The 26979-nt window shown below is 72.7% G+C and carries 22 protein-coding genes; 9 read left to right on the forward strand and 13 right to left on the reverse strand.

Features of this window, described 5'->3' with window-relative positions:
* Positions 1-16: 16 nt before the first annotated feature.
* The 4 genes from ABZ780_RS11105 (at position 17) to ABZ780_RS11120 (ending at position 4701) form a co-directional block, all read left to right on the forward strand.
* The gene (locus tag ABZ780_RS11105; RefSeq protein WP_357012075.1) at positions 17-619 is read left to right on the forward strand and encodes a PadR family transcriptional regulator; all 603 of its coding nucleotides are present in this window, start codon (positions 17-19) and stop codon (positions 617-619) included.
* Entirely contained in the window at positions 616-1350 is a 735-nt protein-coding gene (locus ABZ780_RS11110; protein WP_357485658.1) for an ABC transporter ATP-binding protein, read from the forward strand. The genes ABZ780_RS11105 and ABZ780_RS11110 overlap by 4 nt, the downstream gene beginning before the upstream one ends.
* Before the next feature lie 89 nt (positions 1351-1439).
* Positions 1440-4121 carry an FtsX-like permease family protein gene (locus ABZ780_RS11115; protein WP_357485659.1) on the forward strand — a complete coding sequence of 894 codons (2682 nt, stop codon included), beginning with the start codon at positions 1440-1442 and terminating at the stop codon, positions 4119-4121.
* Positions 4122-4218: 97 nt separating this feature from the next.
* Positions 4219-4701, forward strand: coding sequence for a nitroreductase family deazaflavin-dependent oxidoreductase (locus ABZ780_RS11120; RefSeq protein WP_357485661.1), 483 nt, complete (start codon positions 4219-4221; stop codon positions 4699-4701).
* Positions 4702-4729: 28 nt separating this feature from the next.
* On the opposite strand, the gene ABZ780_RS11125 is transcribed toward ABZ780_RS11120, so the two are convergent.
* Positions 4730-5443, reverse strand: a complete 714-nt coding sequence (locus tag ABZ780_RS11125) for a VIT1/CCC1 transporter family protein (RefSeq protein WP_357012068.1) — start codon at positions 5441-5443, stop codon at positions 4730-4732.
* Positions 5440-6297: a type I methionyl aminopeptidase gene (map, locus tag ABZ780_RS11130; RefSeq protein ID WP_357012066.1), complete on the reverse strand. Its 858-nt coding sequence runs from the start codon at positions 6295-6297 to the stop codon at positions 5440-5442. Before map ends, ABZ780_RS11125 begins: the two co-directional genes overlap by 4 nt.
* A 95-nt stretch (positions 6298-6392) precedes the next feature.
* Between map and ABZ780_RS11135 the strand changes: the two genes are divergently transcribed.
* A complete protein-coding gene (locus tag ABZ780_RS11135) occupies positions 6393-6707 on the forward strand; it encodes an STAS domain-containing protein (protein ID WP_357012064.1) in 315 nt (104 codons plus the stop codon).
* A 10-nt stretch (positions 6708-6717) separates the two neighbouring features.
* On the opposite strand, the gene ABZ780_RS11140 is transcribed toward ABZ780_RS11135, so the two are convergent.
* From ABZ780_RS11140 to pcaF, 11 genes are all read right to left on the reverse strand, one after another.
* Complete coding sequence (locus tag ABZ780_RS11140) at positions 6718-10374, reverse strand: SpoIIE family protein phosphatase (protein WP_357485662.1); 3657 nt, start codon at positions 10372-10374, stop codon at positions 6718-6720.
* A gap of 190 nt (positions 10375-10564) precedes the next feature.
* Positions 10565-11116 carry a pyridoxamine 5'-phosphate oxidase family protein gene (locus ABZ780_RS11145; protein ID WP_357012059.1) on the reverse strand — a complete coding sequence of 184 codons (552 nt, stop codon included), beginning with the start codon at positions 11114-11116 and terminating at the stop codon, positions 10565-10567.
* A 46-nt stretch (positions 11117-11162) separates the two neighbouring features.
* Positions 11163-11918 (reverse strand): gamma-glutamyl-gamma-aminobutyrate hydrolase family protein, encoded by a 756-nt coding sequence (locus ABZ780_RS11150; protein ID WP_357485664.1) that lies wholly within the window; start codon positions 11916-11918, stop codon positions 11163-11165.
* 44 nt (positions 11919-11962) lie between these two features.
* The gene (locus tag ABZ780_RS11155) at positions 11963-12730 is read right to left on the reverse strand and encodes a 3-oxoacyl-ACP reductase (protein WP_357485665.1); all 768 of its coding nucleotides are present in this window, start codon (positions 12728-12730) and stop codon (positions 11963-11965) included.
* A gap of 5 nt (positions 12731-12735) precedes the next feature.
* Positions 12736-14091 carry an aldehyde dehydrogenase family protein gene (locus tag ABZ780_RS11160; protein ID WP_357485666.1) on the reverse strand — a complete coding sequence of 452 codons (1356 nt, stop codon included), beginning with the start codon at positions 14089-14091 and terminating at the stop codon, positions 12736-12738.
* Between the two features lie 207 nt (positions 14092-14298).
* On the reverse strand, positions 14299-15663 hold the full coding sequence (locus ABZ780_RS11165) for a glutamine synthetase family protein (protein ID WP_357485667.1): 1365 nt from the start codon (positions 15661-15663) through the stop codon (positions 14299-14301).
* Between the two features lie 158 nt (positions 15664-15821).
* A complete protein-coding gene (locus ABZ780_RS11170) occupies positions 15822-17408 on the reverse strand; it encodes an amino acid permease (protein WP_357012048.1) in 1587 nt (528 codons plus the stop codon).
* A gap of 298 nt (positions 17409-17706) precedes the next feature.
* A complete protein-coding gene (locus ABZ780_RS11175; protein ID WP_357485669.1) occupies positions 17707-18207 on the reverse strand; it encodes a DUF456 domain-containing protein in 501 nt (166 codons plus the stop codon).
* Entirely contained in the window at positions 18204-20369 is a 2166-nt protein-coding gene (locus tag ABZ780_RS11180; protein ID WP_357485670.1) for an EAL domain-containing protein, read from the reverse strand. The genes ABZ780_RS11175 and ABZ780_RS11180 overlap by 4 nt, the downstream gene beginning before the upstream one ends.
* A 4-nt stretch (positions 20370-20373) precedes the next feature.
* Positions 20374-21186, reverse strand: a complete 813-nt coding sequence (locus ABZ780_RS11185; protein ID WP_357012042.1) for an SAM-dependent methyltransferase — start codon at positions 21184-21186, stop codon at positions 20374-20376.
* Between the two features lie 153 nt (positions 21187-21339).
* On the reverse strand, positions 21340-22545 hold the full coding sequence (gene pcaF, locus ABZ780_RS11190) for a 3-oxoadipyl-CoA thiolase (protein ID WP_357012040.1): 1206 nt from the start codon (positions 22543-22545) through the stop codon (positions 21340-21342).
* 107 nt (positions 22546-22652) lie between these two features.
* Between pcaF and ABZ780_RS11195 the strand changes: the two genes are divergently transcribed.
* The 4 genes from ABZ780_RS11195 (at position 22653) to ABZ780_RS11210 (ending at position 26936) form a co-directional block, all read left to right on the forward strand.
* On the forward strand, positions 22653-23618 hold the full coding sequence (locus tag ABZ780_RS11195; RefSeq protein WP_357485672.1) for a glutathione S-transferase C-terminal domain-containing protein: 966 nt from the start codon (positions 22653-22655) through the stop codon (positions 23616-23618).
* Complete coding sequence (locus ABZ780_RS11200) at positions 23611-24297, forward strand: DUF998 domain-containing protein (protein WP_357485673.1); 687 nt, start codon at positions 23611-23613, stop codon at positions 24295-24297. Before ABZ780_RS11195 ends, ABZ780_RS11200 begins: the two co-directional genes overlap by 8 nt.
* 201 nt (positions 24298-24498) lie before the next feature.
* Positions 24499-25803, forward strand: a complete 1305-nt coding sequence (locus ABZ780_RS11205) for a dicarboxylate/amino acid:cation symporter (RefSeq protein WP_357012415.1) — start codon at positions 24499-24501, stop codon at positions 25801-25803.
* 68 nt (positions 25804-25871) lie between these two features.
* Entirely contained in the window at positions 25872-26936 is a 1065-nt protein-coding gene (locus ABZ780_RS11210) for an NADH:flavin oxidoreductase/NADH oxidase (RefSeq protein ID WP_357485675.1), read from the forward strand.
* The last annotated feature ends 43 nt before the right edge of the window (positions 26937-26979 follow it).

The raw sequence follows: 26979 nt of genomic DNA on the forward strand, positions 1-26979 counted from the left end.
TGCATACTCCGTTGCCATGTCCATCCGTCACGGGCTGCTCGCCCTCCTCGAACGCGGCCAGATGTACGGCTACCAGCTGCGCGCCGCATTCGAGGAGTCGACCGGCTCGACGTGGCCGCTGAACATCGGGCAGGTCTACACCACGCTGTCCCGGCTGGAACGGGACGGTCTGGTGCGCCCGCTGCCGGAGAGCGAGGCCGGGCAGCGCCCGTACGAGATCACCGACGCCGGCCGGGCGGACCTGACGCTGTGGTTCGCCACCCCGATCAGCCGCACCGACCGCCCCCGCGACGAGCTGGCGATCAAGCTGGCGTTGGCGCTGACCACCCCCGGGGTGGACGTCCGTTCGGTGGTGCAGGCCCAGCGCAGCGCGACGATGCGCGCCCTGCAGGAGTTGACCCGGTTGAAGTACGGCAGCGACCGGCCGGAGGACCTGCCCTGGCGGCTGGTCCTGGACTCGATGGTGTTCCAGGCCGAGGCGGAGGTGCGCTGGTTGGACCACTGTGAGAGCAGCCTCGTCCGGCACCAGCCGAGCGGCCCGCCGCCCCCGCTGCCGGGGCCGGGCGGCGGCGGGGTGTCCGACCCGGCGCGGTGGGCCGACGAGGGGGCACGACGGTGAGCGGATCGGACGTCGCGGTGCTGGAGCTACGCGCCGTCCACCGCACCCACGGGAGCGGCCCGGCGGCGGTGCACGCGCTGCGCGGGGTCAGCATGGTCGTCCGGCCGGGTGAGCTGGTCGCCGTGATGGGCCCGTCCGGCTCCGGCAAGTCGACGCTGCTGGCCCTCGCCGGCGGCCTGGACCGCCCGACCCGCGGTGACGTACGGGTCGAGGGGCAGCAGCTCGGGGCGTTGGACCCCCGAGGGCTGGCCCAGCTGCGCCGCCGCCGCATCGGCTACATCTTCCAGCAGCTCAACCTGCTGGGCAGCCTGAGCGCGTTGGAGAACGTCGCGCTCCCGCTGGAGCTCGACGGCGTCGGCGGACGGAAGGCCCGCACGGCGGCCCTGGCCGCGCTGGCCGAGGTGGGCCTGCCTGCGCTGGCCGACCGTTTCCCCGACCAGCTCTCCGGCGGCCAACAGCAGCGGGTCGCCATCGCCCGCGCGCTGGTCGGCGAGCGGCGACTGGTGCTCGCCGACGAACCGACCGGGGCACTGGACTCGCAGACCGGCGAGGCGGTGCTGCACCTGCTGCGTCGCCGGGTCGACGCGGGCGCCGCCGGCATCCTCGTCACCCACGAGGCGCGGCACGCCGGCTGGGCGGACCGGGTGGTGTTCCTACGCGACGGGGTGCTGGTCGACACGACGGCCCCGCTGGGCAGCGTCGAGCAACTGCTGTCCGGCAGCGACCGTTGACCCTCCGCCGGGCGTCGCGGGCACCCGGTCCGGACGTCGGCACGCCGGGGTCTCCTCCCACTCCCCCGGGCCGGCGGCGCTTCGCCGAGATGGCCGGCTCGTGGCGGACGGCGCTGCGGATCGCCCGGCGGGAGTCGCGCCGGGCGCGTAAACGTACCGCCCTGGTGCTCGCGATGATCGCCCTGCCGGTGCTGGTGCTGTCCTTCCTCGCGGTGAGCTACGACATGGCCGAGCTGACCCCGCAGGAACGGGTCGACCGGCGCCTCGGTGTCGCCGACGCGGAACTGCGGTGGTTCGCCGACACCCCGATCGACCAGGACGAGTGGGGCGAGAGCTGGTATCCCCGCAACGGCGACCCGGAGGCGTTCAGCCATCAGGCCACCGCCGCCGAGGTGGCCGCGTTGCTCGGCCCGGACAGCCGGTTCACCGAACTGCGCGACGAGGTCTCCCTGACCGTGCAGGGCCCGGAGGGCGACGAGAACATCCGAGGGCGGGTGCTCGACCTCACCGACCCGCTGGCCCGAGGGCTCGTGCGGTTCCGGTCCGGTCGGGCGCCGCAACAGCCCGGCGAGGTGGCGGTGAGCCCGGCCGCGCTGCGCCGCCTCGACCTACGCCTGGGGTCGGCCGTGGCCACCGCCGACGGGACCACGGCGTACACCGTGGTGGGGGTGGTCGAGTTCCCCGACGATCTCGGCGCGGTGGTGGCGCTGCACCCGTCGGCCGTCCCCCGGGCCGATCCGCAGGCCGTCAGCAGTTGGCTGGTCGACGTGCCCGGCAGCGCCGACGCCGCGCTGGTGGCCCGGCTCAACGACCGCGGCGTGGTGGTCACGACGCGCGAGCCGAACGGCACGGGGACACCGGCCCGCAGGTGGCTCGGGTCCGTCGCGCCGGGCGACGCCGACGACCTGAGCACCGGAGTGCTGATCGCCGGCCTCGGGTTGCTGGAGGTGGTGCTGCTGGTCGGGCCGGCCTTCGCGGTCGGCGTCCGCCGCCGTCGCCGGGACCTGGCGCTTGTCGCGGTGGCCGGTGGAGACGCCGCCCAACTGCGTCGGGTGGTGCTCGCCGACGGCGTGGTGCTGGGTGTGCTGGGCGCCGCCGTCGGACTGCTGCTCGGGGTCAGCGCGGCGTTCGCCGGTCGCCCACTCATGGAGCAGTACGTCTTCGGCGCCCGACTCGGCGGGTATCGCTGCTGGCCGGCGGCGCTGCTGGCGCTCGGCGGGGTCGCGGTGCTGGCCGGTGTCCTCGCGGCGCTCGCGCCGGCCTGGATGGCCGCCCGGCAGGATGTCAGCGCCGGGCTCGCCGGACGGCGTACCCCGCCCTCGTCCCAGACCAGGTGGCTGGTCCTGGGGCTGACGCTGGCCGGCGGTGGGGCGGCGCTCGCCGCGTACGGCGCCACTCAGACGTCTGCGGCGGTGATCCTCACCGGCCTGATCCTCGGCGAACTCGGCCTGGTGTGCTGCACGCCCACGTTGATCGGCGTGCTGGCACGGCTCGGCCGGCTGCTACCGCTCGCTCCCCGGATCGCACTGCGCGACGCCAGCCGCAACCGGGCCGCCGCCGCGCCGGCCATCTGCGCCGTGATGGCCGCCGTGGCGAGCAGTGTCGCACTCGGCGGATACCTGGCCAGCGACCACGTCCGGGACGCGAGCACCTACCAGCCGCTGCTGCCGACGGGCCACCTGCTGGTCAACCCGGCGAGCGAGGCCCGGCAGCCCACACTGACCCAGGTCACCGCCGCGGCCCGGGAACATCTGGGCACCGACGCGGTCGCCCCGGTGCAGGGGATAGCCTGCGCGACGACGGGCAACGGCTACTGCGACGTCACCCCGCAGCTCCCGCCGGAGCAGATCTGCCCCTGGCAGCCCGGGGAGGTTCTCTCCGCGGCGTACCGCCGGCAGGCACGGGCCGACCCGCGCTGCCAGATCCGCGACACGGACTTCTACGGCCCCTCGGCGCGGCCCCTGGTCGACGACGGGACGGCACTGCCGCTGCTCACCGGCGCGGACGCGGCGGTGACCGCCACGGCCGCGGGCGTGCTGCGGTCCGGCGGCGTCGTGGTGACCGACCCCCGCTACCTGCACGACGGCCGGGTGACGGTACGCGTGACCCAAATGGACGGCGAGGTGGAACAACCGCCCGTCACCATTGACTTCCCCGGGTACGCGCTGCCCGCGCCCATCGGCGAGTCCCGCCTACTGCTGTCCGCGGCCTCGGCCCGCAGCCTCGGCCTGGGCCTGTCCCCGGCCGGTTGGGTGATCGGCGCCACCACGCCGCCGGACAAGGACCGGCAGGAGCGGTTCTTTATGGCTCTGCGGCCCTTCGGATCGGTGTCACTGAGCGTCGAGTACGGCGCCGCCCCCAGCGACATCTCACCGCTGCTTCTCCTGCTCGCCGCGGCGGCCGGGCTGATCACGGTGGGGGCCGCTGGAATCGCCACGGCGCTCGCCGCCGCCGAGGGGCGGGCCGAGTTGTCCACCCTCGCGGCGGTCGGCGCGGCCCCGGCGGTACGCCGGCTGCTGGCGATCTGCCAGGCCGGGGTCATCGCCGGTCTCGGCTCGGTGCTCGGCATCGTGGCCGGGCTGGGCACCGCCGCGATCGTGCTGTTCTCGGTGAACCGCCAGTACGCGACGGACTGGCCGACGCCCGCGCCGTACCCGTACCTGGTGCCGTGGCCGGTGCTCGGTGTCCTCGTGCTGGTGCCCCTGGTGGCGATGCTCGGCGCGGGCCTGTTCACCCGCGCCCGGCTGCCGATCGAGCGTCGGTTGGACTGAGCTGGCGCGGCACCGACCCGGGCGAGATTCGATGAACCCCAAACCCGGGGCCGTCCGGGGGTGCCGCCGGGGCGCGGCAGCCGGCAGACTGATCCGCGTGTCAGCGCTCGGAACCCTCACCCGTCGGGTCGGCCACCACCGCTGGTTCGGCGCCGCCGCCCGCCTCCTGGTGCCCGCCGACCGCATCGTCGGCCGGCTCACCCGGGGCCGGGTGGTCGCGCTCGGCCTGATCCCGTCCCTCGTCATCACCACCACCGGCCGCCGCTCCGGCAAGCCACGCAGCAATCCGCTGCTCTACGTGCCCGACGGCGACGCGTACGTGGTGATCGGCTCCAACTGGGGGCAGACCCAGCAGCCCAGTTGGGCGCTGAACCTGCTCGCCGAGCCGACCGCCGAGGTGGACGTGCGGGGTCGGCGGATCCCGGTGCGGGCCGACCTGGCCACTGGCGCGGAACGGGACCGGTTGTGGCAGCTTCTCGTCACCGAGTGGCCGGCCTACCGCACCTACGTCGAGCGGGCCGGCGACCGGGAGATCCGGGTGTTCCGGCTGGTGCCGGCCGGGCCGCCGTCTGCCGGCTAGGCCGACCTCGGGTTCGAGGCCACGGGCGTCAGAGCCCGCCCTGCACACCGATCAGCGAGCCGATGAGATAGGTGGCACCGGCCGCCGCGGCGCCCAGCAGCAGTTGGCGCAGCCCGCTGGTCCACCAGGGTCGGCTGGTGAACCGTGCCACCACCGCGCCGGCGGCGAACAGCCCGAGCCCGCCCACGGCGAGCGCCAGCCAGAGTTCGGTGGCGCCGAGCAGGTACGGCAGCAGCGGGACCAACGCGCCCACCGAGAAGAACGCGAACGAGGAGATCGCCGCCGCCCACGGGCTCGGCTGGTCGTCGGGGTCGACGCCCAGCTCCTCCCGGACGTGCACCCGCAGCGCCTCCTCCGGGTCACGCCGCACCGCCTCCGCGACCTGGGTGGCGAGGTCCCGGGGCAGGCCACGGGCCACCCACGCGTCGGCCAACTCCCGGGCCTCCGCCTCGGGGTGCCGTTCCAGTTCGCGCCGCTCCTTGGCCACCTCGGCGGCGACCTGCTCGTTGGCGGAGCGCACGCTCGTGTACTCGCCGAGCCCCATCGAGATCGCGCCGGCCACCAGGCCGGCGGAGCCGGTCAGCACGATGCTGCGCGGCGACACCCCACCGCCGCCAACCCCGGCGATGAGGGCGATGTTGGTGACCAGCCCGTCCATCGCGCCGAAGACGGCCGGCCGCAGCCAGCCGCCGGACACGTCCGCGTGGTGAGCCTCGCGCAGCGCGGCAGGGGTGTCGGTCACGGCAGGGTGAGGATCTCGTGGCCGTCGTCGGTCACCACGATGGTGTGCTCGAACTGGGCCGTCCACTTGCGGTCCTTGGTGACCACGGTCCACCCGTCGTCCCACATGTCGTACTGGTAGGTGCCCAGCGTGATCATCGGCTCGATGGTGAAGGTCATCCCCGGCTCCATGATGTCCGTGGGGCGAGGACTGTCGTAGTGCGGCACGTAGAGCCCGCTGTGGAAGGACTCGCCGATGCCGTGGCCGGTGAAGTCACGGACCACGCCGTAGCCGAACCGCTTGGCGTACGACTCGATGACCCGGCCGATCACGTTGATCTGCCGGCCCGGCTTCACCGCCCTGATGCCGCGCATCATCGCCTCGTGGGTCCGCTCGACCAGCAGCCGGGCCTCCTCGCTGACCTCCCCGACGCAGAAGGTGGCATCGGTGTCACCGTGCACCCCGCCGATGTACGCGGTCACGTCGACGTTGATGATGTCGCCGTCCTGAAGGGGGGTGGAGTCCGGGATGCCGTGGCAGATGACCTCGTTGATGCTGGTGCAGCAGGACTTGGGGAAGGCCCGGTAGCCCAGCGTCGACGGGTACGCGTCGTGGTCGCAGAGGAACTCGTGCACCACCCGGTCGATCTCGTCGGTGGTTACGCCGGGCTTGCAGTGCTCCCCGGCGAGCTGCGTCGCCTGGGCGGCGAGCCGGCTGGCGACCCGCATCTTCTCGATGGTCTCCGGTGTCTGCACATGCGAGCCGCGCCACTCCTGTGGTTGCTTCTTACCCACGTACTCCGGGCGGGGAATGTGGGCGGGCACCGATCGCCACGGGGAGAGCGTGCCGGGGGTCAGCGGCGGACGGACGGTCATGCCCCCAGCCTATCGCCGGATTCGCCGGTGACCCGCGCCACGGCGGGCCCGTCCCGGTTGTTGCCCTGTCAGGTCGGCTGTGCCATGGTGTCTGCGTGGATCAAGGGGGAGCACCGCCCGTCTTCTCCGCCAGCGCGGAGATCGACGGTGATCACCTCCAGGTTGTGGTGACCGGCGAGGTCGACATGGCGACCGCCGACACCATGCTCCAGACCGCGCTGCGCGAGCCCGCCCAGCGGATCACGCTCGACCTGCGCGCGGTCACCTTCTTCGACTCGGCCGCCATCCACGCGCTGGTCCGGCTCGCCCAGCAGTTCTCCGGCACGCTGTCCGTGCTGCCGTCCCGGCAGGTCCGCCGAGTGCTGGAGATCTCCGGTCTGGGCGACCAGAGCTGGCTCGAACCGGCCTGACCCGCCCCGCTCAGGCCCGCAACTCCCGGCGCAGTGTCACCTCGGTGCCGTCATCGGTACGCCGCACCGTCAGGTCACCCAGGGCGCTGATCAAAGACAGCCCGCGCCCCCGGAACCCGGAGTCGGTCGACTCGCGCCACTGCCCGCTGTCGCGCACCGTGGCGACGACCGTCCGGTCCTCGATGGCCACCTCCACGCCGATCACCGGCTCGGCGGGGTGGAGCGGGTGCTCGATGGCATTGGCGGCGGCCTCCGAGACCGCCACGGTCAGGTCGAACAGGTCGGTCTCGTCGACGTCGTGCGCGACCAGGAAGTCCTCCAGGCGCTTGCGCAGCACACTCAACCGGGTCGGGTCCGCCGGCAGCCGCAACGCGAACCGGTTCAGCTCAGCCGCCTCCAGGGCGAGCACCGCCACGTCGTCGCGGCGCGGTCGGCTGGCGACCCGGTCGACCACCGTGTCGATCAGGTCCGCCACGTGCTCGCCCGGGGTGGCCGCATCGACGCGCAACTGGGCCAGCGCGGCGTCGATGCCGACCTGCCGGTCCTCGATCAACCCGTCGGTGTAGAGCAGCAGCCGACCGCCGGCGGTCAGCTCCCCCTCGACCGTCTGGTACGTCGCGCCCGGAATGGCGCCGACCGGCGGGCCGAGCGCACGGTCGTGCAGGAACGCCGCGTCGCTCCCCCGGATCACCAGGGGGGACGGGTGACCGGCACTGGCATAGCGCAACCGGCCGGTACGCGGACTGAACACCAGGCAGACCACTGTCGCGAAGGAGCGCCCCTCGGTGGACCCGACCAGCCGGTTGAGCCGGGTCAGCGACTCACCCGGGTCGAAGCCCTCCAGCAGGTACGCGCGCAGCGCGTTGCGCAGCTGCCCCATCGCCGCGGCGGCCTGCACGCCCTTGCCGACCACGTCGCCGATGACCAGCACCAACTCGTCGCTCTCCAGCGCGATCGCGTCGTACCAGTCGCCGCCGACCTCGACGTCGGCGGTGCCCGGCAGGTAGCGGCTCGCCACCACCGCGCCCGGCATCTGCGGCAGCGTCCTCGGCAGCAGGCTGTGCTGCAACGTGGTGGCGATGCGGTGCTCGGCCTCGTAGAGCTGGGCGTTCTCCAACCGCACCCCGACCAGCCGGGCCAGTTGGGTAAGCGCGGCCTCGTCGGCCTGCGACTCGTCGCCGGCCGCCTGCCACACCCGCAACTCGCCGAGTTGTTCGCCGCTCGTGCCGGTCAGCTCGGCCACGAAGGACGGGTCGGCGGCCGTGGCGCCGCCCGCGTCGGCCTCGAACCGGGCTTCGGCCGAGGTGACCACCACCCGGGCCGCCTCGGCGAGACTGAGCGCGTGCCGGGCGGCGACCTCGAGGACGTCACCGGTGGAGCGGGCCGTGTTCACCGCCACCGCCGCGTCGGCCAGTGCCCGCAGCCGACGGATGATCTGCCTGCGCAGTTGGCCCAGCTCGACGTTCGCCCGGACCCGGGCGACCAGCTCCTGCCCCGAGAACGGCTTGGTCAGGTAGTCGTCGGCGCCGACGGAGAGGCCGGCCACCGCCTCCGCGGAACCGGCCCGGGCGGAGAGCAGCACGATCGGCACATCCCGGGTACGCGTATCCCCGCGCAACGCGCCGACCAGCCCGAACCCGTCCAATCGGGGCATCATCACGTCGGTGAGCACCAGGTCGAAACCGCCCTCGCGGGCCAGCTCCAGAGCCGCCAGACCGTCGCTCGCGGTGACCACCTCCCAGGTCGGGGAGAGCAACCGGGTGACGTGCTCACGCAGGTCGATGTTGTCGTCGACGACCAGGATCCGGCCGGCGGGAGTGCCCGCGGACGGTTGGCTGTCGAACTCCGGACCCGTGTCGGCGCCGGACCACAGCGCTGTCTCCGCCACGTAGAGCCGGGCCTGCTCGGGCTGGCCGGCCGGCAGGGGGGCGAACCCGGCCGCCCGGTCGGCGGGCAGGTGCGCCGACCCGAACGGGATGGTCACCGTGAAGGTACTGCCCTCGTCGACCTGGCTGGTCAGCCCGACCGTGCCGCCGTGCATCTCGACCAGCTCGCGGACCAGCGCGAGACCGATCCCGGTGCCCTCATGGGTGCGGGCGCGCACTCCGGGCACCCGGTGGAACCGCTCGAAGACGTGCGGCAACTCGGTCGGCACGATGCCCACGCCGGTGTCGGTGACGTCGAGTCGGGCCGCGCCGTCGACCGCACGGACCCGCACCCGGATCTCGCCGTCGAAGGTGAACTTCAGGGCGTTCGACACCAGGTTGAGGACGATCTTCTCCCACATATCCCGGTCGACGAAGACCGGCGTCGGCAGCGGTGGGCAGTCCACCACCAGGCGCAACCCGGCACGGTCGGTGGCCGAACGGAAGGTGCTGGCGAGCCGGGCGGTGTAGCCGGCCAGGTCGGTGGGCTGGTAGCGGGCGGCGAGCCGACCGGATTCCAGCCGGGAGAAGTCCAGCACGGTGTTGACCAGCTTGAGCAGGCGCAGCGCGTTGCGGTGCATCATGGTGAGCCGGTCGATGTAGGGGGCGGGCAGCTTCGGGTCGGCCAGCATGTCCTCCATCGGGCCGAGCACCAGCGTCAGCGGGGTGCGGAACTCGTGGCTGACGTTGGCGAAGAAGTTGGTCTTCGCCCGGTCCAGTGCGGCCAGCTCGGCGGCACGGGCCCGCTCCTGCTGGTACGCCCGCTGGATGCTCACGGCCCGGGAGATCTGCGCGGCCACCAGGTCGAGGAAGTCGCGGTACTCGTCGGCGAGCGGCAGCCGACGGTCCACGCCGACGACCAACGCGCCGACCGTCTCGTTGGTCGCCATGAGCGGCAGCACGCGGGCGATGTCGGCCACGTCGGCCGGCGGCTGGTCGAACAGGTCGGAGACCTCGACGGTGGCGGGCCCCTCGGCGACCAACTGGGCGAACGCGTCCGCGGTCATGCCGACCGCGGCCGGGTCGGCGCCGGTCGCGCCGGTCAGGACGAACCGGCCGGCGGAGTCGGCCTGGTAGATCAACGCGAACGGCACGTCGGCCGAGTGTCGACCGAGCACGCTGACCGCGGTACGGCCCAGCTCGGCCGCGCTTGTCACGTCGACCAGCTCCGCGCCCAACTCCGCGAGTGCCCGCAGTCGACGCTCGCCGAGCACCCGCCCGGTGGTCTCGTTGACGATGCAGTAGACGCCGCTGACCGCGCCGTCGGCACCCCGGATCGGGTCGTACGCGATGTCGAAGTAGGTCTGCTCGACGAAGCCGTGCCGGTCCAGCAGGAACGGGTGGTCCTCGGCGCGGTAGGAGCGCCCGGTACGTCGTACCCCGTCCAGTAGCGGACCGAGCACCTCCCAGGTCTCCACCCAGTGCTGCCGGGCCGGCTGCCCGAGCACGTGCGGATGCTTGCCGCCGATCGTCGGCCGGTAGGCGTCGTTGTAGAAGGCGAGCTGGTCGTCACCCCAGAACATGACGATCTGCGCGCTGGAGGCGAGCATCATGCCGACCGCGCTGGAGAGGGCCACCGGCCAGCGGGACGGCGCGCCCAGCGGCGCCGTGGACCAGTCGAAGGCCCGCAGCCGCTCGCCCAGCTCGCCGCCGTTCGAGAACGCGGCGGCCAGCAGCGGGGGGACCTCATCGCCGTCCGTGACGGAATGCCCCGCGTCCGCGCCCCCCTGAGCCGAGCTCATGCAGCCTCCCGCTCCGGCCGTGCCCCCAGCCGTTGATCTTCCGCGCCGTGCATCGACTTGTACCCAGGCGGATCAGCAACGTAACGCACGGCGGACCGTAGACGCTGGTTACCTACGCCGGGCCGGTCGGACACCCGACAGCGCGGGGCGGGCACCGGCCCCACCGGTGGCGCGGAAGCGGCCCGACGGCTCAGAAAACGGGCAACCCGTCGATGCTCGCGGCATTCTTGGTGGCCCGGTAGGTCACCAGGTCGTCGGCCGTACGCCGGGAGTGTGAGGTGAGCAACAGGTCGCGTTCCGCGCGGAAGTCCATCAGCGGCACGGCATAGCCGCAGGAGTCACTGACCCGCTCCACCTCGACGCTGATCACGGCCCGCACGGCGTGCACGTCCGGCGGCGCGGGGAACTCGGCGAGCCGGTCGGCGAAGGCGGCCTCGGTGACCGCGACGCTGCTGCCCCGGCCGTGCAGGCGGACGATCTTCGGCGGCCCCTCGAACGCGCAGAACATCAGCGTGATGCGGCCGTTGTCCCGCAGGTGGGCGATGGTCTCCGCACCGCTGCCGTGGTAATCCAGGTAGGCCACCCGGTGCGGGCCGAGGATCACGAAGGTGCCCGTCATGCCCTTCGGCGACACGTTGACGTGCCCCTGCGCACCGGACGGCGCGGTGGCCACGAAGAAGACCCGCTGGGCCTCGATGAAGTCACGCAGACGACCGTCGATCTCCGCATACACCTTCCCCATGCGCTGATCCTTGCACCGGCCGCACCATCGGGCGGGGGGACGTACGTCACACCGCCGTCGGCCGGGCCGGACCCCGACCCTCGTCCCGGACGGTGACCGGAGGGGTGGGCCCTCGCCGACCGGCGGCTCTGACCAGCGCGGTGATTGGGCGAGGGTCCGCCTCGTTCTCCGGATGCCACTGCACACCGAGCACGAACGGGCGGTCCGGATCCTCGACAGCCTCGATCACCCCGTCCGCCGCCCACCCGGTGACCACGAGCCGCCCCGGGTCGGCGACCGCCTGATGGTGGTACGAGTTGACCCGCTCCACCCCGGCCAACACCGTGGCGGCAAGACTGCCCGGCGCGAACCGCACCGGATGGGCGCCGTAGACCCCCGGCGCCGGCCGATGCGCCTCGTGACCCACCACGTCGGGCAGATGCTGGTGCAGAGTGCCGCCGTAGGCCACCGCGAGCAACTGCATCCCCCGGCAGACGCCCAGCACCGGCAGCCCGGCGTCGAGCGCGGCGGCCAGCAGGGTCAGCTCACCGGCGTCCCGGTCCGGCCGGTCCTCGGTCCGCGGGTCGGGCGACTGGCCGTACCGCCCCGGGCCCACGTCCGCGCCGCCGGCCAGCAGCAACCCGTCGAGGACGGCCAGCACGTCACCATCCTCGTCGTCCGGCGGCAGCACCACCGCCCGGCCACCCGCGGCGGTCACCGCCCGGACGTACGCCTCGGGCACCAGCACCGCCCGCACGCCACGCCAGACCGCCCAGTCCGCGGGCTCGACGTACGCGCTGATCCCGATCAGTGGCCGCCTCACGGGACCGGCACCGTTCGCTCGCAAACCCGGCCCACTCCTCGCGCTCACAGCGGAGTGACGTACGCGCCGGTGATGCCCCCATCCACCACGAACTGCGCGGCGGTCATGAACGAGGCGTCGTCGCTGGCCAGGAACGCCACCGCGGCGGCGATCTCCTCCGGCTGCCCGAACCGGCCCATCGGCACGTGCACCAGCCGACGCGCGGCCCGCTCCGGGTCGGCGGCGAACAACTCCAGCAGCAGCGGGGTCGACACCGGGCCGGGGCAGAGCGCGTTGACCCGGATGCCCTCCCGGGCGAACTGGACACCCAACTCCCGGGTCATCGCCAGCACGCCCCCCTTGCTCGCGGTGTACGCGATCTGCGACGTCGCCGCACCCATCAGCGCCACGAACGAGGCGGTGTTGATGATCGAGCCCTTGCCCTGACGGCGCATGTGCGGAATCGCGTACTTGCAGCACAGGTAGACGCTCGTGGTGTTGACCCGCAGCACCCGCTCCCACGCGTCGAGCCCGGTGTCCAGGATGGAGTCGTCGTCCGGTGGGGAGATACCGGCGTTGTTGAACGCGACGTCGACCCGGCCGTGCCGCTCGGCGACCCCGTCGAAGAGGTCACGCACCGCCGCCTCATCGGCGACGTCGGCGGCCACGAACTCGCCGCCGCACTCCCGCGCGGCCCTCTCGCCGGCCGCCGCGTCGATGTCCACGCAGACCACCCGGGCACCCTCTGCGGCGAACCGCCGGACGGTGGCCAACCCGATCCCGCTACCCGCTCCGGTGACCACGGCCACCCGGTCCTGCAACCGACCCTGCACTGGCGTCACTCCTCTGTCGCGATGAACACGTTCTTGACGTCGGTGAAGGAATACAGCGCGTCCGGACCCAGCTCACGGCCGAGCCCGGAGCGCTTCATCCCACCGAACGGGGTCCAGTAGCGCACCGAGGAGTGCGAGTTGACGCTCAGGTTGCCGGCCTCGACAGCGCGGGCCATCCGGAGGGCGCGACCGACGTCGCGGGTCCAGATCGAGCCGGAGAGACCGTACTCGGTGTCGTTGGCGAGCCGGATCGCGTCGGCCTCGTCGTCGAACGGGAGGACCGAGACCACCGGACCGAAGATCTCCTCCCGCCAGTGCCGGTCGGCGGGTGAGTCGGCCAGCAGCACCGTGGGCGCGTGCCAGAACCCCGGGCCGTCGGGGCAGGAGCCGGTGAAGGCGACAGTCGCCCCGGTCAGGTAGCCGGCGACCCGGTCGCGCTGGGCGGCGGAGATCAGGGGACCCATCTCGGCGGTGTCCCGGGACGGATCCTCCACCCGTACCGCCCGCACCGCCGGTTCGAGCAGTTCCAGGAAGCGGTCGTACACCGGGCGTTGGACCAGGATCCGCGACCTGGCGCAGCAGTCCTGGCCGGCGTTGTCGAAGACCGCGCCCGGCGCGGTCGCGGCGGCGCGCTCCAGGTCGGCGTCGGCGAACACGATGTTGGCGCTCTTGCCACCCAGCTCCAGGGTGAGTCGCTTCACCTGCGCGGCGCAGCCGGCCATGATCCGGGTGCCCACCTCGGTCGAGCCGGTAAAGCAGATCTTGCGGACGGCCGGGTGGCTGACGAACCGCTCCCCCACCACCGCGCCCTCGCCGGGGACGACGGTGAACACGTCCTCGGGCAGGCCGGCCTCGCGGGCCAACTCGGCCAGGCGCAGCGCGGTGAGCGGGGTCAGCTCGGCGGGCTTGAGCACCACGGTGTTGCCGGCGGCGAGGGCCGGGACGAACCCCCAGGCGGCGATCGGCATCGGGAAGTTCCACGGCACGATCACGCCGACCACGCCGAGCGGCTCGTGGAAGGTGACGTCGAGCCCGCCGGGCACCGGGATCTGCCGCCCGGTCAGCCGCTCCGGCGCGCCCGCGTAGTAGTCCAGCACGTCCCGGACGTTGCCGGCCTCCCAGCGGGCGTTGCCGATGGTGTGCCCGGAGTTGCGAACCTCCAGCGCGGCCAACTCGTCCAGGTGCGCGTCGACAACAGCGGCGAACCGCCGCAGCAACCGAGCCCGATCCCCCGGCGTGACCTTCCGCCACGCCTCGAACGCGGCGAAAGCCCGCGAGATCGCGGAATCAACGACCTCCACGGAGGCCCCCGGCACGTCCCGAAACCCCACCCCAGAAGCCGGATCAACAACCAAAGCCACCCCCACCACCCCTCTCCCGCGCTCCGCCGCGCTCCCCACGCTCCCCGCGCTCCCGCGCTCCCGCGCGCTCCCCGCCCTCTGCCGCGATCTTGCAGTTACTGCCCCGACATAAGCCGCGATCCATCACGAATCAGCGACAGAAAGTGCAAGATCGCGGCGGAGGGTGGCGGCGCGGAACGCGGCGCGGTGGGGGCGGGCGGCGCGGGGTTACAGGCGTTCGAAGCCACGGGTCAGCTCCCAGTCCGTCACCGCTGCGTCGAAGGCTTTCAGCTCGACTCTTGCCTGGTTGGCGTAGTGGGCTACCACCTCGTCGCCGAAGGCGTCGCGGGCCACGGTGGAGTTTTCCCAGAGGGTCAGGGCGTCGCGGAGGGTACCGGGGACGCGCTCGGCCTCCGGGTCGTCGTAGGCGTTGCCGGTGCACTCGTCGCCCAGCTCCAACTCCTGGTCGATGCCGTGCAGCGCGCCGGCGACCAGACCGGCGATCGCCAGGTACGGGTTGACGTCGGCGCCCGGCACCCGGTTCTCCACCCGCATGCCCTGCCCGTGCCCCACCACCCGCAGCGCGCACGTGCGGTTGTCCACGCCCCAGCGCAGCGCCGTCGGGGCGAACGACCCCGGCTGGTAGCGCTTGTAGGAGTTGATGTTCGGGGCGAAGAGCAGGCTGAACTCCCGCATGGTGGCGAGCAGCCCGGCAAGCACCCGCTGGCCGGTCTGCGACAGGTGCGCCGGCCCGTCGCCGAGCATCGCCGACGAGCCGGCCGCGTCCCGCAGCGAGAAGTGGATGTGGCAGGAGTTGCCCTCCCGCTCGTTCGGCTTGGCCATGAAGGTGATCGCCATGCCCTCCTGGGCGGCGATCTCCTTGGCCCCGTTCTTGTAGATCACGTGGTGGTCGGCGCACGCCACGGCCTCGTCGTAGCGGAAGGCGATCTCGTGCTGCCCGAGGTTGCACTCGCCCTTGGCGCTCTCCGGGGTGAGCCCCGCGCCGGCCATCTCGGTGCGGATGCGGCGCAGCAGCGGCTCCACCCGGGCGGTGCCGAGCAGCGAGTAGTCCACGTTGTATTGATTCGCCGGGGTGAGATCGCGGTAGCCGCGCCGCCAGGCGTCCTCGTACGAGTCGCGGAACAGCACGAACTCCAGCTCGGTGCCGGCGTACGCGGTCAGCCCGTGCTCGGCCAGCCGGGCCAGTTGCCGGCGCAGGATCTGCCGGGGCGAGGCGACCACGTCACCGGAGCCGTCCAGCCAGGTCAGGTCGGCGAGCAGCAGCGCGGAGCCGGGCTGCCAGGGCGTCCGGCGCAGGGTGTCGAAGTCGGGAACCATCGCGAAGTCGCCGTAGCCGCGTTCCCAGCTCGACATCGCGTACCCGTCGACGGTGTTCATGTCGACGTCCACGGCGAGCAGGTAGTTGCAGCCCTCACTGCCGCCCGCCACCACCTGGTCGAGGAAGTAGGGCGCGTGGAACCGCTTGCCCTGCAACCGGCCCTGCATGTCGACGAGGGCCAGCACCACGGTGTCGATCTCGCCCTCGGCGACGGCGACCCGCAGTTGTTCCAGCGTGAGCGGTGCTTTCCTCATTCGCGGGCCTCCATCACCAAGGTCTACTGGCAAACCGGACCACCGTCAATGCCCGCTGCGGCGACCCCCGCAAACGGGATCGCTCGGATGTGCGCAGGCGGCGGGCTGCGGCCGTACCCGCGTCCCGGTCCGCCGTGCGACGGACCAGGACGGTCGGGTCAGCCCGGCCCGTCGACCGGCGCCGGGTCGGGCGACCGGGCCGGGTCCTCGACGGTACGCACGGGGCCGGTGAACCACTTCCGGGCCGAGGCGTACCACCAGACGGCGACCACCAGCAGCACCCCGCCGACGGCCAGCGGCGCGTAGTTCACCGCCGACCAGGCGAAGTCGTCGTTGCCGGGCACCCCGGCGGGCACGATCGGCAGCACGAAGTAGACGGCGATGACCACGATCTCGATCACCGCTATCCAGCCGAGCACCTTGTACTTGCGCCCCAGCGTCCACGGGCCGGGGGTGAACCGGTCACCGAGGCGCAGTCGCAGCGCGATCGGGATGAGGAAGGACAGGTAGAGCCCGAGCACCGCGACGGAGACGACCGCGTAGAAGGCGATCGGGATGCCGGCCGAGCTCTCGTAGAGCGCCGGCAGCGTGAGCACCAGGCCGGCCAGGGTGGCGCCGATGATCGCGTTGGCCGGGGTGCCGTTGCGGTCGACCTTGGACCACAGCCGCCAGCCGGGCACGGCCCGGTCGCGGCTGAACGCGTACGTCATGCGGCTCATCGAGGTCACGCAGCTCATGCCGCAGAAGAACTGCCCGATGGTGGAGATGATGATGACGATCTTGAAGAAGACCGGGGTGAGCGCCGACTCGAAGATGGCGCCGGAGAAGCCGCCCGCGGCGTTGACCGCTTCCACGTCGGTGGCCGCGAAGAGGAACGCCAGCAGCAGGATCCAGCCGCCGATCGCCGAATAGAAGATCGACTGCCAGAGCCCGCGGGCGGCGGCCTGCGAGGCGCCGCGGGTCTCCTCGGAGACGTGCGCGCAGGCGTCGAAGCCGGTGATCGTGTACTGGGTGAGCAGGAAGCCCAGCGGCAGCACGTAGAACCAGAAGGTCAACCCGCCGATGTCCCCGTCACCGAAGCCGGAGTTGTTGAACCGCTCGGTGAACACGAACTGGAAGCTCTGGTGGTTGTCCGGGACGAAGACCAGGATGGCCACCACGGCGGCAGCGCCGGCCACGTGCCACCAGACCGAGACGTTCTGGAGTACGTCGATGATCCGGTGCCCGAAGACGTTGATCAGCCCGTGCAGCGCCAGGATGATCACGAAGAGGATGAACGCCTGGCGCAGCGTGCCGGCCCAGCCGTCGAAGAGCGCCGACAGGGTGAGGTTGAGGAACGTCGCGCAGCCGTAGTCGACCGACGCGGTGACCGCGACCAGGCCGATCAGGTTCAACCAGCCGGTGAACCAGCCGTGCACCGGACGACCCATGGTGGCCGCCCACCAGTAGATCCCGCCGGCCGTCGGGTACGCCGACACCAACTCGGCCATGCAGAAGCCGATGATCAGGATGAACAGTGAGATCAGCGGCCAGCCCCAGGAGATGGCGACCGGCCCGCCGTTGTTCCACGCCTGGCCGAACGTGGTGAAGCAGCCGGCCAGGATGGAGATGATGGAGAACGAGATGGCGAAGTTGGAGAAGCCACTCCACTTACGGCGCAGTTCCTGTTTGTAGCCGAGTTCGGCGAGCCGTCGGGCGTCCTCGTCCATCGGTTGCTCGGCGGTCGGCACGGGGGTCGTGGCCACTGCACACCTCCCTGAGGTGGTTCCGCGTGCGAGTGGGCAAAGTGTGATCCTGGCCGATTAAGGCGGTCAATACGTTGGTCGGTGGGAATCGCACCGCCGTCGCGGTAATTGTGTTGCCACGCCGGCCACCCCAGCCGCATCCTTGACCTCGTGACCAGGCCCGTTCACGACGGGCCGACCCCGGGCGCTCGGACCGCCCGGACCGCGGCGGCGCGGGGCACAGCCTCTCTCTCACGGACGGCACCGCCGTACCCAAATGTGCCCCGCGCCCCCTCTCCTCCTGATCGCCGACGAGTGGTCAGGTGAGGAGGAGGCCTGCTGCCCAGAGGACCGCGATGACCAGGCCGGCCAGGAACTCCACCAGCATCGACAGGCCGGCCGCCTTGAGCGCCTGCACGGTGGACGGCCAGGCGAGCTGGTGGCTGCCGAGCCGCAGCCGCTCCGCCGCCCACACCCCGCCGACGAAGCCGAGCACCAGCCCCACGATCGGCACCACGAAGAACCCGACGATGCCGAGCACGCTGCCCGCGAGCAGCGTGGACGTCGGCACGCCGGTGCGTTTCAGGTTCCGCCCGGGCCACGCGTACTTGATCACGGCGCCGGACACGGCGACAAACGTGGCGGCGGCGAACACCGCCCAGCCACCCACGCCGGCACCGCCGAAGATCGCCCAGACCAGGACACCGCCCCAGCACAGCGGCAGCGCCGGCAGACCGGGCACCACCACGCCTGCCAACCCGGCCAGGATGGCCAGCGCGGCCACCACGGTCACCACCGTCTGTGAGTCCGTCAGGCTCACGCCGCCACCCCGCCGCGTAGTCGGGCCGTGATCACATCGGCCGGGGCCGGGGCGCCGAAGTACCGCCCCTGACCGGTGTCGCAGCGCAGCGCCCGCAGCCGCTCCGCCTGCACCCCGGTCTCCACCGCCTCGGCGGTGACCCACAGCTCCAGGGCGTGCGCGAGCCGGACCAACGCGTCGACGATCCGCTCGTCCCGGTGGTCGGCCACGACGTCCGTCCCGTCGGCGCGGATGCCCTCGACGAACGGGCCGGCCAGTTTCAGACAGTGGATCGGCAGCCGGCGCAGGTACGCCAGGTTGGAGTAGCCGGTGCCGAAGTCGTCCACGGCCAGCCGGACGCCGAGCGCCGCGAGCCGGTGCAGGCTGCGCAGCGGCTCCCCGGCGCTGCCCATCACGGCGCTCTCGGTCAGCTCCAACTGGAGAAGCTCCGCCGGCAGCCCGCTGGTGGCCAGCACGTCCGCCACCGTCTCGACGATCGCCGGGTCGTCGGCCTGCCGGGCGGCCAGGTTCACGCTGACCACCAGCTGAGCCTCGGGGAACTCCCGCCACCAACGCTCGGCGTCCTGGCAGGCCTGCCGCAACACCCACTCGCCGAGCCCGACGATCAGGCCGGTCTCCTCGGCCAGGCCGATGAACCGGTCCGGGCCGATCAGGCCCAACTCCGGGTGCTCCCAGCGGACCAGCGCCTCCACCGCGAGCATGGTGCCCTCCAGCAGCGACACGATCGGCTGGTAGTGCACCACGAACTCGCCCCGGTCAAGCGCGGCGGGCAGCCCGGCGACCAGCGCCGACCGGGCGATGTCGCGGGCGCTGCGCTCGGGGTCGTACACCGCCCACCGGCCCCGGCCGGCGGCCTTGGCCCAGTAGAGCGTGGTGTCGGCGGCCTTCATCAGCTCCGAGGCGGTGGTCTCCGCGGCCGGGCAGTCCACGATGCCCACGCTGGCGGAGACCGCCAACTGCTGGTCGCCGACGTGCACCGGGGCGGCGACGGCGGCCAGCGCCGCCTCCGCCACGGCCACCGCGTCGGCGGTGCCGGCCCCGCCGTCGACCAGGATCACGAACTCGTCGCCACCCATCCGGGCGACCAGGTGGCCGTGGTCGGCCACGCACTCGGCCAGCCGCCGGCCGATCACCACCAGCAGCCGGTCACCGAGGTCGTGGCCGAGGCTGTCGTTGATCGCCTTGAAGCCGTCCAGGTCGAGGAAGCACACCCCGACCCGCTGCCCGGCACCCGCGGTGTCGAGGACCCGGCCCAGCGTTTCGAAGAACAGCGTCCGGTTGGGCAGCCCGGTCAGCGGGTCGTGGGACGCCTGGAAGAGCAGCCGCTGCTGGAGTTCGTACCGCTCGGTGATGTCCTCGATCATGGCGACGGTGAAGCGGGGTCGGCCGTCGTCGTGCCGGATCAGCGAGACGACCAGGTTGGTCCAGACGACGCTGCCGTCCTTGCGGTAGTAGCGCTTCTCGGCCCGCGCCGACTCGTGCTTGCCCTCGATCAACTCTTGGTACAGCTCCCACATGCCGGCGGTGTCGTCGGGATGGAACAGCCCCGCCACGTTTGTCTCACACAGCTCCTCGATCGAGTAGCCGAGCATGTCGGCGAACGCCTGGCTGACGTCGAGGATCTGACCGTCCACCCCGGCGATGCCGATCCCGATGGCGGCGCCGGTGAAGACCGCCCGGAACCGCGCCTCACTGTCGCGCAGCGCCTGCTCGACCTCGTCGCGTGCCTGCCACGCCGACCGCGCGATCCGCTCCTGCTGGGTGAAGGTGCGGTCGCGCAACGCGCGGGCGAACCCGGCGGCCAGGCCGCCCTGCACGGCCGCGATCCGCCGGGTCAGGTCGACCGGTCGGTCGTCGGCGGTCAGCACCCGCTGGGGAAAGTCGTCACCGAGGGCGCGCAGCGACCACTCCAGCGCCCGGGGCTCGGTCAGGTGCGCCTCCACCAGCGCCCGCCCGACCTCCTCGGCGGGACGGACCGAGAACGGCTCTGCCCGCAGGGCCTGGGCCAGCCGGAGGGTGTGTGCCAGCAGCAGCCGCTCGGTCTCGGCCGCGCTGAGCGGCACGAAACCGAGGCGGCGTACCGCGCGGGCCCAGTCGGCGGCGTAGCCCTGGGCGTCGGCACGGCCGACGTCGACTCCGGTGGGGTCCGGGACGGCGGCCACGGGGTCAGCCGACGGACTGGTCGTACCGGGCCACCGCCCCGAAGGCGCCGAACCTCTCGGGGTGCTCGTCCACATCGGACGGCGAGTCGGGACGCCAGAGCGGCATGTGCACGACGCCCGGTTCGAGGACGGTCCAGTCGCCGAAGAACCCGGTGACCTGCGCGCGGGAGCGCAGGGTGATCTCGGTGTCGGTGCGGGAGGAGAGACGCTGGGCGTCCAGCATCTCCTGCGGCTGGTCCTCGAAGGTGGAGTGCGAGATGACCAGGAAGCTGCCGGGCGCGGCGGCCGCCCGCAGGGTCGCCAGGATGTCGTCGGGCCGGTCGGCGTCCGGGATGAAGTGCACCACCCCGGCCAGCAGGATGCCCATCGGCCGGCTGAAGTCGATCAACCCGAGCCGCCGGGTCTCGTCGAGGATGCGCTCCGGCTCACGCAGGTCGGCGTGGATCACCCCGGTCAGGTCGTTGCCGGCGAGCAGTTCCCGGCTGTGCGCGACGGCCACCGGGTCGATGTCGACGTAGACCACCCTGGCCTTCGGGTTCGCCGACTGGGCCACCTCGTGCACGTTGCCCACGGTGGGAATTCCGGAGCCGATGTCGAGGAACTGATCGATGCCGGCGTCGAGCAGCGCGCGTACGGCCCGGCGCAGGAACTCCCGACCGGAGCGCATGGTGGCGGCGAGGTTCGGGGTCATGCTGGCGATCTGCTCGGCCAACTGCCTGTCGATCTCGAAGTTGTGTGCCCCACCCAGGAAATAGTCGTACACCCGGGCCGCGCTCGGCCTGGTCAGATCGATCTCGGTCGGCAGTCCGTCCGGCATCAGCGTGCTCCCCAGTTCATCGCCGCGGCGCGAGGCGGCTCCGGCGTCGGCGGGCCCGCGCGACCACCGGCCGACCCCGCGGGTCGTGTGGTGTGGACCACTCTAGGCCGCCGACTCCCGCGTTCGGGAGATCCCTTCACGCTCTTTCCGCGCTCAGGCCGCCGACTCCAGCAACAGCGAGATGCCCTGACCGACGCCGATGCACATGGTGGCCAGCGCCCGGCTGCCACCGCGACGACGCAACTCCAGGGCGGCGGTCAACGCCAGCCGGGCACCGCTGGCGCCGAGCGGGTGCCCGAGCGCGATGGCACCGCCGTTCGGGTTGACGTGCTCGGCGTCGACCGGCAGGCCCAGCTCCCGCAGCACCGCCACCGACTGCGCGGCGAACGCCTCGTTCAGCTCGATCACATCCACCGCGCTCAACTCGACACCGACGCGGTCGAGCAGCTTGCGGGTGGCCGGCACCGGGCCGATCCCCATGATCCGGGGCGGCACGCCGGCTGCCGCCGCACCGCCGATGCGGGCCAGCGGGGTCAGGCCGTACCGGGCGACCGCCGCCTCGCTGGCCACCAGCAGCGCGACCGCACCGTCGTTGACGCCCGAGGAGTTGCCCGCGGTCACCGTGCCGCCGTCGCGGAACGGGGTGGGCAGCGCGGCCAACTTCGCAAGCGTGGTCTCCCGGGGGTGCTCGTCGGCCTCGACCAGCCGGGTCTCCCGGCGGCCGGCCGGCACGGTGACCGGCACGATCTCCTCGGCGAACCGGCCGTCGGCCTGCGCCTTGGCCGCGCGCTGCTGTGAGCGGTACGCGAAGGCGTCCTGCTCGGCGCGGCTGACGCCGTACTCGGCGGCCACGTTCTCCGCCGTCTCCGGCATCGAGTCGACCCCCCAGCCGTCGCGCATCAGCGGGTTGACCAGCCGCCAGCCCAGGGTGGTGTCGTGCACCTCGGCCGAGCGGGAGTACGCCGACGTGGCCTTCGGCATGACGAACGGCGCCCGGCTCATGCTCTCCACCCCACCCGCGACCACCAGCTCCGCCTCGCCGGCCACGATGGACCGGGCGGCGGTAGCGAGGGCGTCCAGCCCGGAGCCGCAGAGCCGGTTGACCGTGCTGCCCGGCACCTCCTCGGGCAGACCGGCCAGCAGCGCCGCCATCCGTGCCACGTTGCGGTTGTCCTCGCCGGCCTGGTTGGCGCAGCCCAGCACGACGTCGTCGACGCGGGCCCAGTCCACCGACGGGTGGCGGGCCACCAGCTCGCGGATCACGTGCGCGGCCAGGTCATCGGGGCGGACGCCGGCCAGCGCGCCGGCGTACCGGCCGATCGGGGTACGGACACCGGCCACCAGGTATGCCACGGTCATCGCGAGTCCTTCGGGGGTGCAGACGGCGGGGGTGGGGGCACGCCCACCGGGTCGCGAGGGCTGCCGGCCGCCAGGATATCCGCGCCGGCAGCGGATAGGTTGACGGCATGGCCCGGGCCCAGTTCAGCGCAGAGACCAGCGGCGACGGCGCGTTCGTCCGCCAGCCCAACCGGTTCACCGGTCGGGTCACCCCGCACTCGACCTCCCCGCCCGGCGGCGGCCCCGACGATCAGGACCGCTGGCCGCTGGAGGCCGGGCGTTACCGGCTGATCTGGTGCCGCGCGTGCCCGTGGGCGCACCGGGCGAAGATCGTGCGCGGCCTGCTCGGCCTGGACGGCGCGATCTCGCTGGGCACCGTCGACCCGATCCGGGACGAGCGCGGCTGGGCGTTCGCCCTCGACCCGGACGGCTTCGACCCGGTCCTCGGCGTCGGTTTCCTCTCCGAGGCGTACCTGGCCACCGACCCGGACTACACCGGCCGGGTGACCGTCCCGGCGCTGGTCGACACGCTGACCGGCCGGGTGGTGACCAACGACTACCCGCAGCTCACCCTCGACTTCTCCACCGAGTGGCGGCGGCTGCACGCCCCCGACGCACCGGATCTGTACCCGGTCGAACTGCGCCCCGAGATGGACGCGCTGATGGCCGAGATCCACGCCGACGTCAACAACGGCGTCTACCGGTGCGGGTTCGCCACCTCGCAGCAGGCGTACGACGAGGCGTTCCGGGCGCTCTTCGCCCGGTTGGACGCGCTGTCGCGGCGGCTGGCCGGGCAGCGCTACCTGATGGGCGACGCGATCACCGAGGCCGACGTGCGGCTGTTCACCACGCTGGTCCGCTTCGACGCCGCGTACCACGGGCACTTCAAGTGCAACCGCGACAAACTGACCGAGATGCCGGTGCTGTGGGCGTACGCCCGGGACCTGTTCCAGACCCCGGGCTTCGGCGAGACGGTGGACTTCGACCACATCAAGCGGCACTACTACGGCACCCACCGGGAGATCAACCCGAGCGGCATCGTGCCGCTCGGGCCTGACGAGGCCGGCTGGACCACGCCGCACGGGCGTGACTGAGCCGGGCCGGGCCGGCACCGGGACCGCGTCCGTCGCCCGCAGGGACATCGCCCGCCGGGCCGCCGCGTCGGCCGCTGCCGGGGGCGCGCTGGCCGGCGCGGTCGCGGTGACGTTCGCGGTGGTCTTCGGTCCGGGTCCGGGCCTCACCGGGTACGTGAGTGAGGCGGGCATCGCCGGCAGCGCGTACGCCGCGGCGTACCGGATCGGGGTCCTGGCGTTGGCCGGCGCGTTGCTGCTGCTCGCCGTGGCGTTGCCGCCGGGGGTGCGGGTGGCGGCCCCGGCGCTGCTGGCCACCAGCGCGGTGTTCACCGCCGTGTCCGGGGCGGTGACCTGCTCGGCCGGCTGCCCGCTGCCGCCGTTCGAGCGGGCGACGGTGGCCGACCTGGTGCATGGCGGCGCGAGCATCGTGGCGACCGCGGCGGTAGTCCTCACCATGGCCGTGCTGGCCGGGTCCGAGCAGTCGGGTCCGGCGGTGCGCCGGCTGGCCGCTCGCGCGGCGACGCTCGCCTTTCCGCTGTGCGCGGCGGTCGGGGTGGCCATGCTCGTCGTCGGCCGGGGAACCCTGGTGGGCGTGTTGGAACGGCTGGTCCTCGGGCTCGCGGTGCTGTGGGCGGTGGCCACCGCCACCACGCTGGCCCTGAGCAGGTTTATTCCGCAGCTTGAGGTCGCGCGACGGTAAGGAGCATCACGGCCAGCACTCCTTGCGGTGGCCCACCATCGGCGTAACCTCGCTCAGCGATGACCAATGTCTGGGGCCTCACCGTTCGCCTGTATGTCGATCTTCGACTGCAGGCCAGCGGCATCTGTCCGGCGTAGCCGCCCTCCCCGCGCCTACCTCGACCAGACCCCGACAATTGGATACGTTCTCATGTCTTTCGGCCTGCGCAAGATCCCCTTCTCCGTGCAGATACTGCTCGGCCTCGTGCTCGGCGTCGCACTCGGTTTCGTTGCCCGAAGCAATGACCTGAGCTGGCTGACCACCACCCTGCACACCGTCGGCAGCCTCTTCATCCAACTCCTCAAGCTGGCCGTGCCGCCGCTGGTCTTCACCGCCATCGTGGTCAGCGTGGTCAGCCTGCGCGGCGTGGCCAACGCCGCCCGGCTCGCGCTGAAGACCCTGATGTGGTTCGGCATCACCGCGCTGATCGCGGTGAGCATCGGCATCGGCATCGGCCTGCTCACCAACCCGGGCAGGGGCGTCACCCTCGACCTGGGCGGCGCGGCACCGCCGAAGAACACCGGCTCCTGGACCGACTTCCTCACCGGCATCGTGCCCACCAACCCGGTCGGCGCGTTCGTCGAGGGCAACGTCCTCCAGATCGTCTTCCTCGCCCTCGTGGTCGGCGCCGCGGCGCTGCTGGTCGGCGACGCCGCCGAGCCGTTCGTGGCGCTGAACCGCTCCCTGCTGGAGATCGTGCAGAAGGCACTCTGGTGGGTGATCCGGCTCGCCCCGATCGGCACCATCGGCCTGCTCGGCAACGCCGTCGCCTCGTACGGCTGGGACCTGCTGGCCCCCCTCGCGAAGTTCGCCACCGACGTCTACGTCGGCTGCGCCATCGTGCTGTTCGTGGTCTACCCGCTGGTGCTGATCCTCGCCGGCCGGCTCAACCCGCTGCGCTTCTTCGCCGGCGCCTGGCCGGCGATCGAACTGGCGTTCGTGTCCCGCTCCTCGGTGGGCACCATGCCGGTGACCCAGCGCTCCGTCGAGCGGCTCGGCGTGCCCCGCGAGTACGCCTCGTTCGCCGTGCCGTTCGGCGCCACCACGAAGATGGACGGCTGCGCCGCCATCTACCCGGCGCTCGCCGCGATCTTCGTGGCCCAGGTGTTCGGCGTGCACCTCGGCATTACCGACTACCTGCTCATCGCCTTCGTCTCGGTCGTCGGCTCGGCGGCCACCGCCGGCCTGACCGGCGCGATCGTGATGCTCACCCTCACCCTGAGCACGCTGGGTCTGCCGCTGGCCGGCGCCGGCCTGCTGCTGGCCATCGACCCGATCCTGGACATGGTCCGGACCGCCACCAACGTGGCCGGGCAGGCACTCGTGCCGACCGTCGTCGCCGCCCGCGAGGGCACCCTCGACCGGGCCGCGTACAACGCCGCCGGTCGACGGGACCTGACCGATCCGGAGCCGGCTCCGCCGGCGCGCCCCGACCGGCGGGACGAGCTGAGCCCCGTCCCCGCCTGACCTCGGCACACCGACATCGACGGACCCCTCCGCACGGGGTCCGTCGACGTTTCCGAAAGGATGACGATATGAGCTCCCTGTTCGCACCGCTGGCCCTGCGCGCGGTCACTCTGCCCAACCGGATCGCCCTGGCGCCGATGTGCCAGTACTCCGCCGGCCCGGACGGCCTGCCCACCGACTGGCACCTGATCCACCTCGGCAGCCGCGCGGTCGGTGGCGCCGGGCTGGTGCTGAGCGAGGCGACGGCCGTGCTGCCCGAGGGCCGGATCAGCCCGCAGGACACCGGGCTGTGGTCCGACGCGCACGTCGACGCGTGGCGACCGGTGACCGCGTTCGTGGCCGCCCACGGCGCGGTGCCGGCCGTCCAGCTCGCGCACGCCGGGTTCAAGGCCTCCACGTACCGGCCGTGGGCACCGGAGCGCGGCGGCGTACCGGACGCCGAGGGCGGCTGGACGCCCGTCGCCCCCGGGTCGGAGCCGTTCGCCGCCGACTACCGGACGCCGGCCGCCCTCGACGCGGCAGGCATCGCCGGGGTCGTCGAGGCGTTCGGCACCGCCGCCGAGCGGGCCCTCGCCGCCGGCTTCGCCGCCGTGGAGATCCACGCCGCGCACGGCTACCTGCTGCACGAGTTCCTGTCGCCGCTGAGCAACCACCGCACCGACGGCTACGGCGGTGACCGGGCCGCCCGGATGCGGCTCACCCTGGAGGTGGCCCGGGCGGTACGCGCCGCGGTCGGCGAGAGCGTGCCGGTGCTCACCCGGATCTCCGCCACCGACTGGGTCGAGGGCGGCTGGACGATCGAGGACAGCGTCGTGCTCGCCGGCGAGCTGGCCGGTGTCGGCGTCGACCTGGTCGACGCGTCCTCTGCCGGCATCAGCGTGGCCCAGCGCATCCCGCTCGGCCCCGGCTACCAGGTGCCGCTGGCGGCGCAGATCCGCCGCGAGGCCGGCGTACCGACCGGCGCGGTCGGCCTGATCGTCGAGCCGGAGCACGCCGAGCAGATCATCGCCAGCGGCGAGGCCGATCTGGTGCTGCTCGGCCGGGAACTGCTGCGTGACCCGTACTGGCCCCGCCGGGCCGCCGCGAAACTCGGCGTCGCGTACAACGGGCCGGCGCAGTACGCCCGCGCCTGATCCCCGCCGGCCGGGCGGCTGCCGCGTTCGGCAGCCGCCCGGC

The sequence above is a fragment of the Micromonospora sp. NPDC047467 genome, assembly GCF_040643095.1.
Lineage (GTDB): Bacteria > Actinomycetota > Actinomycetes > Mycobacteriales > Micromonosporaceae > Micromonospora.

What these genes read in the sequence shown, in the direction of transcription:
- ABZ780_RS11105 (WP_357012075.1), top strand. Translation starts at nt 17, where the DNA reads ATGTCCATCCGTCACGGGCTGCTCGCCCTCCTCGAACGCGGCCAGATG.
- ABZ780_RS11115 (WP_357485659.1), top strand. Translation starts at nt 1,440, where the DNA reads ATGGCCGGCTCGTGGCGGACGGCGCTGCGGATCGCCCGGCGGGAGTCG.
- map (WP_357012066.1), bottom strand. Translation starts at nt 6,297, where the DNA reads ATGACCGTCCGTCCGCCGCTGACCCCCGGCACGCTCTCCCCGTGGCGA.
- ABZ780_RS11140 (WP_357485662.1), bottom strand. Translation starts at nt 10,374, where the DNA reads ATGAGCTCGGCTCAGGGGGGCGCGGACGCGGGGCATTCCGTCACGGAC.
- ABZ780_RS11145 (WP_357012059.1), bottom strand. Translation starts at nt 11,116, where the DNA reads ATGGGGAAGGTGTATGCGGAGATCGACGGTCGTCTGCGTGACTTCATC.
- ABZ780_RS11165 (WP_357485667.1), bottom strand. Translation starts at nt 15,663, where the DNA reads ATGAGGAAAGCACCGCTCACGCTGGAACAACTGCGGGTCGCCGTCGCC.
- ABZ780_RS11185 (WP_357012042.1), bottom strand. Translation starts at nt 21,186, where the DNA reads ATGCCGGACGGACTGCCGACCGAGATCGATCTGACCAGGCCGAGCGCG.
- pcaF (WP_357012040.1), bottom strand. Translation starts at nt 22,545, where the DNA reads ATGACCGTGGCATACCTGGTGGCCGGTGTCCGTACCCCGATCGGCCGG.
- ABZ780_RS11195 (WP_357485672.1), top strand. Translation starts at nt 22,653, where the DNA reads ATGGCCCGGGCCCAGTTCAGCGCAGAGACCAGCGGCGACGGCGCGTTC.
- ABZ780_RS11210 (WP_357485675.1), top strand. Translation starts at nt 25,872, where the DNA reads ATGAGCTCCCTGTTCGCACCGCTGGCCCTGCGCGCGGTCACTCTGCCC.